Genomic DNA, 14,817 nt, shown 5'->3' on the forward strand with positions numbered 1-14,817 from the left:
CGGCTATTCCAGCCGCGCCCCCGAGACCTGCACCAGCCGCTCCCACACCGGCATCTCCGCCGCGATGAGCTCGCCCATCTTCGCCGGCGTGTCGCTGACGACGGTGCCGTAGCCCAGCGGCTTCAGCTTCTCGATGAAGTCCGGCTGGGCCGCGATGTTGCGGATCGCCGCGTTCAGCCGGTTGAGGTGCTCGGCCGGCGTGCCGCCCGGGGCCATCACGGCGTTCCAGGTCACGACATTGTGCTGACCCAGGCCGAGATCCGCGAAATCCTTCATGCCCGGCACGTTCGGCAGGATCGACAGCGGCTCGTGCGAGCTCACGGCGAAGGCCAGGAACTTGCCGCTTGCCACATGCGGCATCAGGGCGGGCATCACGTCGAACATCATGTCGATGGTGCCTGCCAGCGTGTCCGTGATGGCGGGGCCGCCGCCGCGATAGGGCACGTGCAGGATCTTCGCGTTCGCCGCTGCGTTGATGGCCTCGATGTTGATATGGCTGGCGGTGCCGGTGCCGCTGCTGCCCATCTTCACCTGGTCCGGGTTGGCGCGGCTCCAGCGGATGAGCGAGCGGAAGTCGGTCCAGCCGTTCCGCCGCGCGGATTCCGCATTCACCACGCACATCAGCGCGCCGTCCGTGATCTGCGAGACGGGTGCCAAGTCGGTACGGGGGTTGAAGGGCAGGCGGTTGCTCATGAAGGGGAAGGCGCAAAGGATCGTGACGCCGAGCAGGCCGATCATCGTCCCGTCCTTGTCGCCCTTGGCCAGGTAGTCGGCGCCGATCAGGCCGCCGGCGCCGCCCCGGTTCTCGATGATGACCGGCGAGCCGATCACGGGCGGCAGCTTCTCGGCCATGATGCGGCCCAGCAGGTCCACCGCGCCGCCGGGCGGGAAGGGCACCACGAGGCGCAGCGGGCGCGCCTGGGCGCGCAGGGCAGGGGCGGCGAGCGGCAGCGTCGCCGCGCCCAGGATGAGGCTTCGTCGAAGGGTCATGACCGCGTGTCTCCCGTTTTTCCGGAAGGAATGTCGGCTCAAGCCGAGGCTTGAGCAAGCCGCAGGCGCGCGAGAGCGATCATATCGAGGACGGCTTTGGTCAGCTTGTAGCCAGCCAGCTGCACAGGATTCACCCAGGCGACGGTCGCCACGTCGTCGCCGGGCGTGGCCTCGCCCGCGTGCCAATGACCGCAATAATCGATGATCGTGTAGTGGTAGCGGGGCTTGCCGCGCGCATCGAGGGCGATGGCATCGACCACATCCGCCAGCATGAGCGGCCCGGCCTCGACGCCCGTTTCCTCCAGCAACTCGCGCCGGGCGGCCTGCTGCGCGGTCTCGCCCAGATGCTGCGCGCCGCCGGGCAGCGACCAGGAGCCGATGCGCGGCGGCTTGCCGCGCTGCACCAGCAGCACCTCGTCGCCACGGAACAGCACGACGCCGATGCCCACCCAGGGGCGCTCCGGATATTCCCGGTCGTCGCTCACTGGGCAGGAGGCGCGGTCGGCGTGGCGTCGGTCGCCGGGGCCTCGGGCAGCAGGTCGGCGAGGCGCGGGACCAGCGCCTTCTCCTTCCAGATGCCCAGCTGATAGGCCCAGCCGTCCCAGCGCGCCTGGAGCTGGCGGGCTTCATCGCTGTCGCCCTCGGCGGTCAGCTTCACCCAGAGCACCTGGCCGTCCTGCTGCGGCCGGACGGTGATGGTGAGGCCGTCGGTATAGGTGAACTTCGCTTCGCCCAGCGCCTCGCCGGGCGCATCGGCCGCGCGGCGGACTTCGACGAAGCTCAGCATGTCGAAGGCGCGGGCGACCTCTTCGACGGCGCCGCGGTCGGCGATCGTGTTGGGCGGCGTCACGACCTCGAGCGGCGCATCCACCTCGCCCGCGCGGGCGAGGACCAGCGCTGGCTCGCCGTTGCGGGCGATCTCGACGCGGCGCAGCCGGTCGGGCACCAGGGCCACGATGTCACGGTTGACCCAGAGCCCCGGGTCCGCATCCGTCAGCACGCGCCCTTCGGCGAGCCAGGAGCGTGCCTCGGCCGGGCGGCGCACATACACGCTCTCCGGCACGTTGCCCTGGGTGCGGACGCGGCGGCGGCCGAGGATGAGCTCCGCGATGGCCGTGCCCTGCGCGTCCAGCACGCGGAGCAGCGTGGCCGTGCTGCCCTCCTGCCTCGGGTCGTCCACGCCGAGGCTGGCGTAGCGCGACGGGTCGGAGGTGCGTTCCTCCACGAGGCGCAATTCGGTGAGGCCGGTCAGCAGCTCCCGCACGCGCTCGGGTCGGGAGCGGTAGCCCTGCTGCTCCGCGATGCGCCAATCGTCGCCGTCGCGGGTCAGCGTGGTTGTCTGGTTGTGGCGGACCAGCTCGATCTTCGCGGCCTGTGCCAGCCGGGGCGCCAGGCCGGGGAAGGCCAGGGCGCCGGGCTGGAACTGCCCCTCGGCCTCGTTCTTCGGCTGGAACCACACGGCGGCGCCGATGGTGACGCCAGCCGCCGCGCCCAGCAGCAGGACTCCGCGGCGCCCGATCATGCGCGGGCCGCCGCGCGACGGCGGCTCCTCACCCAGCCCAGGCCCAGCGCGAAGATCGTCAGCAGCACGGGCACAAAGGCGATGTTGAAGACGCGCAGCCAGAACTCCAGCGTCTCGATATCGCGCCGCAGCTCCAGCTGCACGGCGCGCAGCTGCCTTCGCGTATTCGCGATCTCCTCGCGCGCGCGGTCGATCTCGACGCGCTGCTCGGGCGTGATGACGGTCTGGTTGGTGTTGCGCGCGCCTTCGCCGCCCGTGCCTTGGCGCAGCTCCCGCAGGCGGCGCTCGGTGGCGGTCAGGCGCTCGGTCAGCTGCTGCTCGGTCTGGCGGAACTGCGCGTCGGCCTGGCGGCGGATGTTGTCCACCAGCTCGAAAGGCCGCTGCCCTTCGCCGCGCGAGCGGAGGCTGATCATGGCGTCCGAGCCGGCCAGCGTGTCGGCGACGTTCACCACGAAGCTTCCATTGCCCGAGAAGGGCGTGGCGACCTGCTGGCCGAAGAAGTCCTGCACGCGGACCCAGAAGCGGTCCTCCAGGATGTCGCTGTCATTGGCCACGACGATACTGGCCGGGGCTTCCGTCGCCGCGCGATGGGCGGGGAAATCGGCCGGGCGCTCCTGGCCCTCGGCCGGGGGCGGCGGCCCGTCGGGGAAGGCGCTGCGGAGGTTGCCGCGGATGCGCGCCGCGATGACGCGCCGCTGCCCGTCCGCGCGGAACTCGGCGAGGATGCGCGTCGGCGAGGGATCCGTCCGCACCTTGGCCGCATCCGTCACCATGGATTGCGCGGAACTGGTGAGCAGCGGGATGAACTCGACGCCGGCATTCTCGCGCGGTGCGATGTAGCCGCTGGAGCCTACCGTCACCTGCTCGATCTGCGCGGTCGCGACCTCCTGGCGGTTCACGCTGTCGCCCTGGAGGTTGAACCAGGCGATGTAGTCCACCGCCTGGACCCGATCGGTCGGCGAGGCACGGACGCGCCAGGCGCCGCGCAGGTCCAGCACCACCTGGTCCGACGGGGCCTCGATGCCCCAGGCGTTCATCAGCCGGGGCAGGGAGGAGGAGGTCTCGGTCGGCGGGCGGCCGCTGGGGCCAGGGCGCGTCGCCTGCATCTCGCTATGCGGGTCGAGCATCAGGAAGAGCTTGCCGCCGCGCATCACGAACTGGTCCACGGCGTATTGCGCCTGGTCCGAGAGGTTCTGAGGATGGGCGAGCAGCAGGATCTGCACCTCGGGCGGGATCACCTGCGCGTCCATCGCGATGTCCTGCACGGTGAAGCTCTCGCGGAGCTGGCGCATCACCACCTGCGGCTGGGCGAGGGCGGGCTGGCGCATCATCATGGCGCGCGGGTCGCCGTTCAGCGGCAGCGGCGACATGACGCCGATGACGGGGCGCGTGGGGTTGGACAGCTCGAAGATCAGCCGCGTCAGGTCCGCCTCCAGGAAGCGCTCCCGGTCCGACTGGAAGAAGGGGATGTTGCGTTCCTCGTCCGCCTGGTTGGCGGCAGAAAGGCCGAAATAGACCTGCTCCCCGCCCTGATCGAGCGGCACGCCCTGCAGGCCCAGAGCGATGGCGCGGTCCTCGACGTCGGAGAAGGGTTCGGGGTCGAAGAACTCCAGCCGCAGCTTGCCGCCCGAGACAGCCACGTATTCGCGCAGCATTTCGCGCACGCGCTCGGCATAGGCGCCGTATTGCGGCACCTCGGCGCCGAGCTTGCGGGAATAGAAGAGGCGCAGCGTGATCGGGTCATGCAGCCCGGCCAGCACCTGCCGCGTACCGGGGGAGAGCGTGTAGAGGCGCTGTTGCGTGAGGTCGATGCGCGCCGCGTTGAGCACGCGGTCGGCCAGCAGGTTCACGCCGACGGCAAGCGCGAGCGCGGCCGCGACGCCGAGAAGGGAATAGGTGAGGCGACGGTTCCGCATGGAATCAATCCGCCTTCTTGTGTTCGAGGATGACGGCGTTCAGGAAAAGCCAGAACGCGATGAAGCTCGCGAAGAAGACGAAGTCCTTCGCGGCGATGACGCCCCGCGTGAAGCCGCCGAAATGCTCGGAGACCGAAAGGCCGCGCGCGATGTCGGCCAGGATCGGGAAGCGGTTGGAGAGGAACTCCGTCACCACCGGCGACCCTGCGGCGGCGAAGATGAAGCAGGCGCTCACGGCCAGCACGAAGGCGATGACCTGGTTGCGCGTCAGCGCCGAGATCGCGGCTCCCACCGCCAGATAGGCGCCCGCCACCAGCAGGCAGCCGAGATAGCCGGTCAGCACCACGCCGTTGTCCGGGCTGCCCAGGAGGTTGATCGTGATCCAGATCGGGAACGTCAGCAGCAGGGCCACGGCGCAGAAGGCCCAGGCGGCCAGGAATTTCCCCACCACCGCCTGGCCAGCCGTGATCGGCAGGGTCAGCAGCAGCTCGATGGTGCCGAGGCGCCGCTCCTCGGCCCAGAGGCGCATGGTCAGCGCCGGCACCAGGAAGAGGAACAGCCAGGGGATGAAGCTGAAGAAGGGGATGAGGTCCGCCTGCCCGCGCGCGAAGAAGCCGCCCAGCGTGAAGGTCAGCGCGCCGGACAGCACCAGGAAGATCACGATGAAGACGGTGGCGACGGGTGTCGCGAAATAAGCGGCGAACTCGCGCCGCGCGACGACGAGGGCGGCCATCATGCCGCCTCTCCCAGCGTCAGCGCCCGGAAGACGTCGTCCATGCTGCGGCCGTCCTTCACCAGCTCGGCGGGCGGGGCGTCGGCCAGCACGCGGCCATGGGCGATGATGATGGCGCGCGTGCAGACGGCGGCCACCTCTTCGAGGATATGGGTCGAGATGATGATGGCCTTCTCCGGCGCCATGGCACGGATCAGCTCCCGCACCTCATGCTTCTGGTTGGGGTCGAGGCCGTCCGTCGGCTCGTCCAGCACCAGGACCGGCGGCGAGTGCAGCAGGGCCTGGGCCAGGCCGACGCGGCGCTTGAAGCCCTTGGACAGCGTCTCGATGGGCTGGAGGCGCACGCCCTCCAACTGGGTCTGAGCCATGGCGTGGGCCACCCGCCCGGCCAGCTCCGCGCCCGAGAAGCGGCGGATGCGGCCGCAGAAGGTGAGGAAGTCGACCACGCTCATCTCGGGGTAGGTCGGCGCGCCCTCGGGCAGGAAGCCGAGCTCCCGCTTGGCGGCGACGGGCTTCTCCACCACGTCCTGGCCGCAGATGCGCGCGGTTCCGGCGGTGGGCAGCATGAAGCCGGCCAGCATCCGCATGGTGGTGGACTTGCCCGCGCCATTGGGGCCGAGGAAGCCCACGACCTCGCCGCGCTGGACGGTGAAGCTCACCCCATCCACCGCCGTGAAGCTGCCGAAACGCTTGGTCAGCCCCTCGATCTCGATCAGTGCCGTCAACAGCAAGCCCCCCGATGCCCTGCCGGTTTACAAAAGAGGGCGCCGTTGACAAGCCGCAGGGCGTTCATCCGGCGGCCAGCTTGCCGACGGCCTCGTCCTTGTCGAAGAGCTTCAGCAGGGTCCGGACGGCCCGCCCCCGGGCAGTGGCCAGGCTGGGATCGCGGCTCAGCAGGACCTCCGCGTCCTGGGAGGCCATTTCGACGAGGTCGCGCTGGCGGCGCTCGGCTCGGGCCATGCTGGCCTCGTCCTCGCCGCGCAGGCCGAGTCGGAACTGGACCTGCCCGGCCTGGCGGGTGCCCAGCGCCTCGCCGCCACCGCGCAGGCGGAGGTCCTCCTCGGCAATCACGAAGCCGTCCTCGGTGTCGCGGAGGATGAGCAGGCGCTCCTTCTCCCGCTCGGACAGGTGCTCCGAATGGACCAGCAGGCAGGAGGAGGGCTTGGGCCCGCGCCCCACCCGGCCGCGCAGTTGGTGCAGGGCGGAGAGGCCGAAGCGCTCGGCCTGCTCGATGAGGATGATGGTCGCCTCCGGCACATCCACGCCGACCTCGATGACCGTGGTGGCCACCAGGATCTGCGTGCGTCCGGCCGCGAAATCGCCCAGGGCCCTCTCACGGACATCCACGTCCAGCTCGCCATGGGCGAGGCCGACCTTGCCGGGAAAGAGCTTGGAGAGCTCGGCGAAGCGGTCCTCGGCGGCGACGCTGTCGTCATGCTCCCCGCCCGTGATGGCCCGGACGACCCAATAGGCGCGCTCGCCCCGACCGATCGCGGCCCCCATGCGGGCGATGATCTCCTCCAGCCTGCCGCCGCTGGCGATGCGGGTAGCGATGGGCTGGCGGCCAGCCGGCTTGCGGGCGATCCGGCTGACCTGCATCTCGCCCCATTGGGTCAGCTGGAGCGTGCGCGGGATGGGGGTGGCGGTCATGACCAGCATGTCGACCTGTTCACCTTTGCGCGAGAGCTCCAGCCGCTGCTCCACGCCAAAGCGGTGCTGCTCGTCCACCACGGCGATGCCGAGGTCGTGGAACTCCACGGCCTCCTGGAACAGGGCATGGGTGCCGACCACGATGGGGATGGAGCCATCGGCCAGCCCGGCCATGACGCGCCGCCGCTCGGCCCCTTTCACGCTGCCCGCGAGCAGGGCGACTGGGACAGGGCTCAGCTTTTCGAGGGTGCGGGCGTGCTGGCGGGCCAGAATCTCGGTCGGCGCCATGAGTGCTGCCTGGGCGCCGGCCTCCACGGCCTGGAGCATGGCCAAAACCGCCACCAGCGTCTTGCCCGCGCCCACATCGCCCTGCAGCAGTCGCAGCATGCGGTGCGGAGCGGCGAGGTCGGCCTCGATCTCGGCCAGGGCCGAGGCTTGGTCGGCGGTCAGGGGGTGACCGAAGGCGGAAAGGGCCTTTTCCCGAAGGGTCCCGTCGCCGGTCAGCGGCCGCCCCGGCTCCTGCCGCCGGCGCCGCCGCAGCAGGCCGAGCGCGATCTGCCCGGCCAGGGCCTCGTCATAGGCGAGCCTCTCCCAGGGCTTCTCGGTCGCCCGGGTCCGAGGGGCGTGAAGGGCGCGCAGTGAATCGGCGAAGCCCGGCCAGGCCTCGCGGCGCATCAGGGCTTCGTCGTGCCATTCCTCGAAGGCGGGCAGGCGGCTCAGGGCGGCCGCCATCGCGCCGGCCAGATGCGTGCGGGACAGGCCCTCAGTCAGCGGCCAGACGGCTTCGAGGCTGGGCAGCGCGGCCTCGTCCTTGGCCACGTCCGGGCTGATGCAGGACCAGGCCTCCCCCTCCGGCCGGATGCGGCCGGAGATGAAGCGCGCCTCGCCGCGCGGCAGCAGGCGCTCGATCCAGCCGAGATTGGCCTGCATGAAGCGGAGCGTGACCTCCTCCGCCGTCCGGACCTCGATGTAGCGGCGGGAGGCCCGGCTCATGGCCGAGCGGTAGGAGAGGGGGGTGACCCGCAGCACCGCCTCAATCTCCGCCGGCGCCTCGGAGGGGTGGGAGATGCGCCGCCGCTCCGTCACCCGGTCCGGCAGGTGGAAGAGCAGATCCAGCACGCGCGCCCCGCCGCAGGCCTTTTCGATCAGCGCTGCGCGCCGCGGGCCGACGCCCGGAAGGCTATCAAGGGGCTCCAATAGGCCCATGAGGCTGACAGGCTGGCTCACGCGGGCCTATATGCCATTCGTGACGAGTCCTGACGAAACCCCTGAGCCCCTTGGGCTCCCCCCGCGCCAACGCCGCATGCTGTTCCGGGCGCTGCATCGAGGCACCAAGGAATGCGACCTGATGCTCGGCGGCTATGTGAGCCGCCACATCGCGGGCATGTCGGCGGCGGAGCTGGACCAGCTCGAAGCCATCCTCGACCTGCCCGACGTGGACCTGACCGACTGGCTGACCGGGCGCCACCCCGTGCCCGCTGACCTGCGGAACCCGCTGCTGGATCGCATCGTGGCCGAGATGATGAAGCCTGGCGCGGGCCTGCCGGATCATCTCCGCTCCGGCCGGCCGGGCGAGTTGCCGTGAGCGAGCCTTCCCAAGGCCTCGACGTCTACGGGGCGCCCGAGGGTTACGACGCCCTCCTCATCCGCCAGCGCCGCGCCGAGACGCAGGAGCCGGTCATTCATGTCTGCCGCGACGACGCGCGGATGCAGCGGCTGACCGATGCGCTGGGCTTCTTCATGCCCGAGGCCGAGGTGCTCCGCCTGCCGGCCTGGGATTGCCTTCCCTATGACCGCGTCTCGCCGAATCCCGAGCTGGTGGCCGAGCGCGTCGCCACCCTGGCCGAGCTGACGGCGCCGCCCACTCGCCCGCGCATCGTGCTGACGACGGTGAACGCGCTGGTCCAGAAGGTGCCCCCGCGCGAGGCCTTCCGGGGCGCGGCGCTGCTGCTCCGCAAGGGCGGGCGCGCGGATATCGAGGAGATCGCCCGCTTCCTCGATGCCAATGGCTATGGCCGCACCGGGACCGTGATGGAGCCCGGCGAATACGCCATTCGCGGCGGCATCCTGGACCTCTTCCCCTCAGGCGAGAGCGACCCGGTCCGGGTGGACCTCTTCGGCGACGAGATCGAGAGTATCCGCCGCCTGGATACGGGTACCCAGCGCAGCGGCGCCGCGATCGACCGCCTGACGCTGCGGCCCGTGGGCGAGGTCTTCCTCGACGCGGATTCCATCGAGCGCTTCCGCACCGGCTATCGCGAGCTTTTCGGCAATGCGGCCGCCGAGGACCCGCTCTACGTCTCCATCAGCGCGGGGCGCCGGCATCCGGGCATGGAGCACTGGGCCGGGCTCTTCCACGCGAAGATGGAGACGCTGCTCGACTACCTGCCCGGCGCCTCGGTCAGCCTGGATGCCCAGGCGCGCGACGCGCTGGCCGCGCGGCTGGAGATGATCGAGGACCACTACGAGGCCCGCCGCATCCCCGCCCGAATCAGCGAGGGCGAGGTTCCTTACCGCCCGGCGCCGCCCAAGCTGCTCTATCTGGACCAGAAGGGCTGGGACCGCATGCTCGCGGGCGGCAAGCGGTTCAACTTTTCCCCCTTCCACCAGCCTGAGGGCGCGCCCGGCTTCGATGCCGGCGGCCGCGCCGGGCGCCTCTTCACCGAGATCCGCCAGGCCGGCGAGAATGTCTTCCACGCCTTCGGCGCCCATGCCGAGACCGAGCGCGGCCGGGGGCGGCAGCCCATGCTGGCCGCCTGGACGCGCGGCTCGCGCGAGCGGCTGGTGACACTACTGCGCGAGAACCGCGTCGCCGCCGAGCCGGTGGACGACTACTATCAGTTCCAGCGCCTGACGGCCGGCGTGGTGGGCGTGGGCATCCTGGGCCTGGAGCGGGGCTTCACGGCGGATGGCCTGTCCATCACGGCGGAGCAGGACCTGCTGGGCGAGCGCATCGCCCGCCCCCCCCGCCGCAAGAAGCGCGCGGACCAGTTCATCTCCGACGCCACGCAGATCGAGGTCGGCGACCTGCTGGTCCATCAGGACCACGGCATCGGGCGCTACGACGGGTTGGAGACCATCGAGGTCAGCGCCGCGCCGCATGACTGCCTGCGGATGATCTACGACGGCGGCGACAAGCTCTTCGTCCCTGTCGAGAATATCGAGATGCTCTCGCGCTTCGGCAGCGAGACGGCGGGCGTCACGCTGGACAAGCTCGGCGGCGCCTCCTGGCAGGCGCGCAAGTCCAAGGCGAAGCAGCGCATCGCGGACATGGCCTCGGCCCTCATCCGCATCGCGGCCGAGCGGCAGACGCGCGAGGCGCCGACCATGGCGCCGCCCGAGGGAACGTGGGATGAGTTCTGTTCCCGCTTCCCCTATTCCGAGACGGATGACCAGCTCCGCGCCATCGCCGACGTGCTGGAGGATCTGGCGCTCGGCAAGCCGATGGACCGGCTGATCTGCGGCGATGTCGGCTTCGGCAAGACGGAGGTCGCGCTGCGCGCGGCCTTCACGGTCGCGATGTCGGGCGCGCAGGTGGCCGTGGTGGTGCCGACGACGCTGCTGGCGCGCCAGCATCATCGCAGCTTCACCGCGCGCTTCGCGGGCATGCCCGTGCGGATCGCGCAGCTCAGCCGCATGGTGACCGCCAAGGAGGCCGCGGCCGTGAAGGCAGGCGTGGCGGACGGCTCCATCGACATCGTGGTCGGCACCCACGCGCTGCTGGGCAAGACGATCCAGTTCGCCGATCTCGGCCTCGTCATCGTGGACGAGGAGCAGCATTTCGGCGTGAAGCACAAGGAACGCCTGAAGGAGCTCCAGGCTGGCGTGCATGTGCTGACGCTGACGGCGACGCCCATCCCCCGCACCTTGCAGCTGGCCCTCTCCGGCGTGCGCGAGATGAGCGTAATCGCAACGCCGCCGGTGGATCGCCTCGCGGTGCGCACCTTCATCATGCCGTGGGACGGCCTCGTCCTGCGCGAGGCGGTGCAACGCGAGCGCTTCCGGGGCGGCCAGATCTTCTGTGTCGTGCCACGCATCGAAGATATGCAGCGCATGGCCGAGCGCCTGGTGGAGATCGCGCCCGAGGCGCGTATCGCCCAGGCGCATGGACGCCTGGCGCCCACCGAGCTCGAGCAGATCATGACCGAGTTCGGCGACGGCAAGTACGATATCCTGCTGGCAACCAACATCGTCGAGAGCGGTCTCGACATGCCAGCGGTGAACACGCTCATCATCCATCGCGCGGACATGTTCGGCCTGGGACAGCTCTATCAGCTGCGCGGGCGCGTGGGGCGCGGCAAGCAGCGTGGCTATGCCTATCTCACCTGGCCGCCGCACCACCGCCTCTCGCCCACGGCGCAGAAGCGGCTGGAGGTCATGCAGACGCTGGACAACCTCGGCGCCGGCTTCACTCTGGCCAGCCATGACCTCGACATCCGCGGCGCGGGCAACCTGCTGGGCGAGGAGCAGTCGGGCCAGATCCGCGAGGTCGGCATCGAGCTCTACCAGGAGATGCTGGAGGAAGCGGTGGCCGACCTGCGCGCCGGCGCGCGCAAGGGGCGCGAGGCGGAGAGCGCCTTCATGCCGCAGATCAACCTCGGCCTGCCGGTGCTCATCCCCGAGACCTATGTGCAGGAGCTTCCGGTCCGTCTCGGCCTCTACCGCCGGATCGGCGCGCTGGCCGTAGAGGCGGAGATCGAGGCCATGGCGGCGGAGCTGGCCGACCGCTTCGGGCCCATCCCGGTCGAGGTCGAGAACCTGCTGCAGGTCGTGGCGCTGAAGCTGCAATGCCGTGGGGCGGGGGTCGAGAAGGTGGATGCGGGGCCGAAGGGCGTCATCATCGCCTTCCACAAGAACCGCTTCGCCAATCCCGGCGGGCTGGTGGCCTGGGTGTCGAGCCAGAAGGGCCTGATCTCGCTGCGGCCCGACCACAAGCTCGCCTTGCTGAGGGAGCTGCCCTTCGACGCGCGGGTGAAGGCGGCGCGCGGGCTGGTGTCGAAGCTCCTGGAGATCGCGCAGCAGGCCAAGGCGGCCTGACGGGCAGCCTGGCGCTCCGAGCCAGGTCCGGAGAGCGGGGTCGCAAAGCGCGACGCGCCGCCCGGCGTTCGAGGACAGTTAGAACGCCAGGGCGACCTCGATCAGCCGTTCCAGCACCTCGGGCTCCTGCGCGCCAGCGATGGCGTGCTCGCCTTCCACGAGGAAGCAGGGCACGCCGTTGATGCCGAGGCGGTGGGCGCGGAGGTTCTCCAGGTGCACCCACTCGATCTCGCCTGGGCTGCCCAGGAAGCGGAGCGCCTCAGGCCCGTCGAAGCCCAGGTCGCTCGCAAGGCCGGCGAGGGTGGGATGGTGGCCGATATCCAGGCCCTCGCAGAAATAGGCGGCGAAGATGCGCTCCACCAGCGCGTCCACCCGGTCGTACCGGCTGGCCCACCGCAGAAGGCGATGGGCATCCAGGCTCGCGGGGATGCGGCGGACGAGGTCGAAGCGGAAGGCGATTCCCTCGGCGCGGCCGAGTTCGGCGATGGTCCCGTGCAGCCGGCGTACCCGGTCCTCGCCGCCGAATTTCCGGGTGAGCCAATCCTGCCGGGGAATGCCGCCGGGCGCGATTTCCGGGTTCAGCAGGAAGGGGCGCCACTGCAACTCCGGCTGCAGGTCGTGCCGGCCTTCGAGGACGCGCAGCAGGCGCCGGATGCCGAGGTAGCACCACGGGCAGACCAGATCGAAGACGACCTCGATGGAAAGTCGTGGCCGGGGTGGTGCGAGGACGTTCACATCGGCATTGTAGTCCCCTACCGGGGACCTGGGCAAAGGGCGGATCATGGATTCGAAGGAAATGGTGGCCCGGTTCGTGGCCCTTCTGGCGGCGGCCGCGTTGGCAGTGGGCTGCTTTCTCGTGCTCAGGCCGTTCATCTCCTCCTTGCTCTGGGCGGTGATCCTCGTCTTCTGCACCTGGCCCGCCTATCGCGCCCTGACGGACCGGCTGCGCCTCGGGCCGAATACCGCCGCCGTGGTCATGGTGGTGGTCGAGTTCCTGGTGATCGGCCTGCCCCTGGTCTTCGCCGCCCCGACCAGCCGGGAGGATGTGGACAACATTCGTGGCTGGATCGAGCGCGTCTTCACCGAGGGCCTGCCGGATCTCTCCGCCTTCTTCCTGACCATTCCCATCGTGGGCGAGTATCTGAACAACTGGTGGAACGTGATTGCGGGAGACACCTCCCACCTCGTCACCTTCGTCCGGCCCTATGCGGGAACCATCGCGCAGACGGCCCTCTCGATGCTGCTCGCGCTGCTTTCGGGCATCGCGGAGATGTTGATCGCGATCCTGCTCGCCTTCTTCATCTATCGGGACGGCGCCGCCATCGCCGACCACACCTTCTCCCTCGTGCGCCAGGTGGCAGGGCCTCGCGCGGCTCCCCTCTGGGAGTTGACGGGCAATGTCACCCAGGGCGTGGTCTATGGGCTGCTCGGCACCGCCGTCGTGCAGGGTTTCATGACCTTCTTCGGGCTCTGGCTCGCCGGTGTGCCGCAACCGGTGCTGCTGGGCGTGATCGCGGGCGTGATCTCCATCCTGCCGGTAGGTGCGCCGCTCGTCTGGCTACCGGCCGCGGTGTGGCTGCTGGCCTCGGGCAGCATCGGCTGGGGCATCTTCATGCTGGCCTATGGCGCACTGGGCATTTCGTCCGTCGACAACTTCATTCGGCCGTGGCTGATCGCCCGGGGCGCCGACCTCCCGCTGCTGCTCACGATCCTGGGCGCGCTGGGTGGCGTCTTCGCTTTTGGCTTCCTGGGCCTGTTTCTGGGGCCCGTCCTGCTGGCAGTGGGCTACTCGATCATCAAGGAATGGGCGACCGGGCGTCCGCAAGAGGCTTCCACCCGGCCTTCCGAGCCCGTATAGCGAAAATTCCTGCCGTGGATGGCGGGCTGGGAGACAGCAGAATGGGGCGACTGACGCAGGTCGCGGCGCCATGCCGCGACGCTGTCGGGAATGTGCGGGACGGGGATGAGCGGGCCGGAGGCGCCTGCTGATGTTCTCCTTCGTCGTCTCCCGGATTCTTCAAGCCCTGCCGGTGATGTTCGTCGTCTCCTTCATCAGCTTCGCCATGTTCACCTATGTCGGTGATCCAGTGGCGATCATGCTGGGGCAGGATTTCACCGAAGCGCAGCGCGCGGCCCTGGTTCACGATCTCGGCCTCGACCAGCCCTTCTTTGTGCAGTTCGCCAAGTTCGTCGTGAACGCCGCGCAAGGCGAGTTCGGCCTGTCCTACCGGCTTTCCCGTCCCGTCGCCGAACTCATCGCCGAGCGCGCCCCGGCGACGCTGGAACTGGCGCTCTGCGCCGCCGTCATCGCGCTCTGCGTGGGCGTGCCGATGGGCGTCTACACCGGCATCTTCCGCCATTCCTGGTTGAGTCGCTTCTTCCTGACCTTCAGCCTGATCGGCGTCTCGCTGCCGACCTTCCTGATCGGGATCCTGCTGATCCTCACCTTCAGCGTCTGGCTGGGCTGGCTGCCGAGCTTCGGGCGCGGCGACGTGGTGCGGCTGGGCTGGTGGAGCTCGGGCTTCCTGACGGTGTCGGGCCTCAAGGCGATGATCCTGCCGGCGATCACCCTGGGCCTGTTCCAACTCACCCTCATCATGCGCCTCGTCCGCAGCGAAATGATGGAGGTGCTGCGGACGGACTACATCAAGTTCGCGCGGGCGCGTGGGCTGTCCAACCGGGCCATCTATTTCGGCCACGCGCTGAAGAACACGCTCGTTCCGGTGATCACCATTGCCGGGCTTCAGCTGGGCTCGATCATCGCCTTCGCCATCGTGACCGAGACGGTGTTCCAGTGGCCAGGCATGGGGCTGCTCTTCATCCAGAGCGTCGGCGCGGCCGACATTCCCGTCATGGCGGCCTACCTCATGATGATCGCGCTGGTCTTCGTGACCATCAACCTGATTGTGGACCTGCTCTACTACGCGGTGGATCCGCGGCTGCGGATCGGCCGGGGCAGGGGGCACTGA

At 69.7% G+C, this 14,817-nt stretch carries 12 protein-coding genes; 4 read left to right on the forward strand and 8 right to left on the reverse strand.

Annotation, left to right across the window (positions count from 1 at the left end):
- Positions 1-3: 3 nt before the first annotated feature.
- The 7 genes from WJM96_RS18490 to recG all read right to left on the reverse strand — a co-directional run bounded on the left by WJM96_RS18490 (position 4) and on the right by recG (position 8,038).
- Positions 4-990 carry a Bug family tripartite tricarboxylate transporter substrate binding protein gene (locus tag WJM96_RS18490; protein ID WP_424814009.1) on the reverse strand — a complete coding sequence of 329 codons (987 nt, stop codon included), beginning with the start codon at positions 988-990 and terminating at the stop codon, positions 4-6.
- A gap of 38 nt (positions 991-1,028) precedes the next feature.
- Entirely contained in the window at positions 1,029-1,475 is a 447-nt protein-coding gene (locus WJM96_RS18495; RefSeq protein WP_424814010.1) for an NUDIX hydrolase, read from the reverse strand.
- Positions 1,472-2,512: a DUF4340 domain-containing protein gene (locus tag WJM96_RS18500; RefSeq protein ID WP_424814011.1), complete on the reverse strand. Its 1,041-nt coding sequence runs from the start codon at positions 2,510-2,512 to the stop codon at positions 1,472-1,474. Before WJM96_RS18500 ends, WJM96_RS18495 begins: the two co-directional genes overlap by 4 nt.
- Positions 2,509-4,428, reverse strand: coding sequence for a GldG family protein (locus WJM96_RS18505; RefSeq protein WP_424814012.1), 1,920 nt, complete (start codon positions 4,426-4,428; stop codon positions 2,509-2,511). Before WJM96_RS18505 ends, WJM96_RS18500 begins: the two co-directional genes overlap by 4 nt.
- 4 nt (positions 4,429-4,432) lie before the next feature.
- Positions 4,433-5,164: an ABC transporter permease subunit gene (locus WJM96_RS18510; RefSeq protein WP_424814013.1), complete on the reverse strand. Its 732-nt coding sequence runs from the start codon at positions 5,162-5,164 to the stop codon at positions 4,433-4,435.
- Entirely contained in the window at positions 5,161-5,886 is a 726-nt protein-coding gene (locus tag WJM96_RS18515) for an ABC transporter ATP-binding protein (protein ID WP_424814014.1), read from the reverse strand. Before WJM96_RS18515 ends, WJM96_RS18510 begins: the two co-directional genes overlap by 4 nt.
- 64 nt (positions 5,887-5,950) lie before the next feature.
- The gene (recG, locus tag WJM96_RS18520; protein ID WP_424814015.1) at positions 5,951-8,038 is read right to left on the reverse strand and encodes an ATP-dependent DNA helicase RecG; all 2,088 of its coding nucleotides are present in this window, start codon (positions 8,036-8,038) and stop codon (positions 5,951-5,953) included.
- A gap of 76 nt (positions 8,039-8,114) precedes the next feature.
- On the opposite strand from recG, the gene WJM96_RS18525 reads away from it, so the two are divergent.
- On the forward strand, positions 8,115-8,396 hold the full coding sequence (locus WJM96_RS18525; protein WP_424814016.1) for a succinate dehydrogenase assembly factor 2: 282 nt from the start codon (positions 8,115-8,117) through the stop codon (positions 8,394-8,396).
- Positions 8,393-11,848: a transcription-repair coupling factor gene (gene mfd, locus WJM96_RS18530; RefSeq protein ID WP_424814017.1), complete on the forward strand. Its 3,456-nt coding sequence runs from the start codon at positions 8,393-8,395 to the stop codon at positions 11,846-11,848. Before WJM96_RS18525 ends, mfd begins: the two co-directional genes overlap by 4 nt.
- 78 nt (positions 11,849-11,926) lie before the next feature.
- On the opposite strand, the gene WJM96_RS18535 is transcribed toward mfd, so the two are convergent.
- Positions 11,927-12,631 (reverse strand): DsbA family oxidoreductase, encoded by a 705-nt coding sequence (locus WJM96_RS18535; protein ID WP_424814018.1) that lies wholly within the window; start codon positions 12,629-12,631, stop codon positions 11,927-11,929.
- On the opposite strand from WJM96_RS18535, the gene WJM96_RS18540 reads away from it, so the two are divergent.
- Both WJM96_RS18540 and WJM96_RS18545 read left to right on the forward strand, forming a co-directional pair.
- Complete coding sequence (locus WJM96_RS18540) at positions 12,630-13,706, forward strand: AI-2E family transporter (protein WP_424814019.1); 1,077 nt, start codon at positions 12,630-12,632, stop codon at positions 13,704-13,706. The two genes, WJM96_RS18535 and WJM96_RS18540, sit on opposite strands and share 2 nt — an antisense overlap.
- A 130-nt stretch (positions 13,707-13,836) precedes the next feature.
- Positions 13,837-14,817 carry an ABC transporter permease gene (locus WJM96_RS18545; protein WP_424814020.1) on the forward strand — a complete coding sequence of 327 codons (981 nt, stop codon included), beginning with the start codon at positions 13,837-13,839 and terminating at the stop codon, positions 14,815-14,817.

The sequence above is a fragment of the Roseococcus sp. YIM B11640 genome (assembly GCF_049727625.1).
Classification (GTDB): Bacteria; Pseudomonadota; Alphaproteobacteria; order Acetobacterales; family Acetobacteraceae; genus Roseococcus.

Bases quoted from the DNA above. Each gene is read 5' to 3' on its own strand.
- WJM96_RS18540 (WP_424814019.1), top strand. From the start codon at position 12,630: ATGGATTCGAAGGAAATGGTGGCCCGGTTCGTGGCCCTTCTGGCGGCG.
- WJM96_RS18545 (WP_424814020.1), top strand. From the start codon at position 13,837: ATGTTCTCCTTCGTCGTCTCCCGGATTCTTCAAGCCCTGCCGGTGATG.
- WJM96_RS18535 (WP_424814018.1), bottom strand. From the start codon at position 12,631: ATGATCCGCCCTTTGCCCAGGTCCCCGGTAGGGGACTACAATGCCGAT.
- WJM96_RS18500 (WP_424814011.1), bottom strand. From the start codon at position 2,512: ATGATCGGGCGCCGCGGAGTCCTGCTGCTGGGCGCGGCGGCTGGCGTC.
- WJM96_RS18510 (WP_424814013.1), bottom strand. From the start codon at position 5,164: ATGATGGCCGCCCTCGTCGTCGCGCGGCGCGAGTTCGCCGCTTATTTC.
- WJM96_RS18490 (WP_424814009.1), bottom strand. From the start codon at position 990: ATGACCCTTCGACGAAGCCTCATCCTGGGCGCGGCGACGCTGCCGCTC.
- WJM96_RS18525 (WP_424814016.1), top strand. From the start codon at position 8,115: ATGCTGTTCCGGGCGCTGCATCGAGGCACCAAGGAATGCGACCTGATG.
- WJM96_RS18505 (WP_424814012.1), bottom strand. From the start codon at position 4,428: ATGCGGAACCGTCGCCTCACCTATTCCCTTCTCGGCGTCGCGGCCGCG.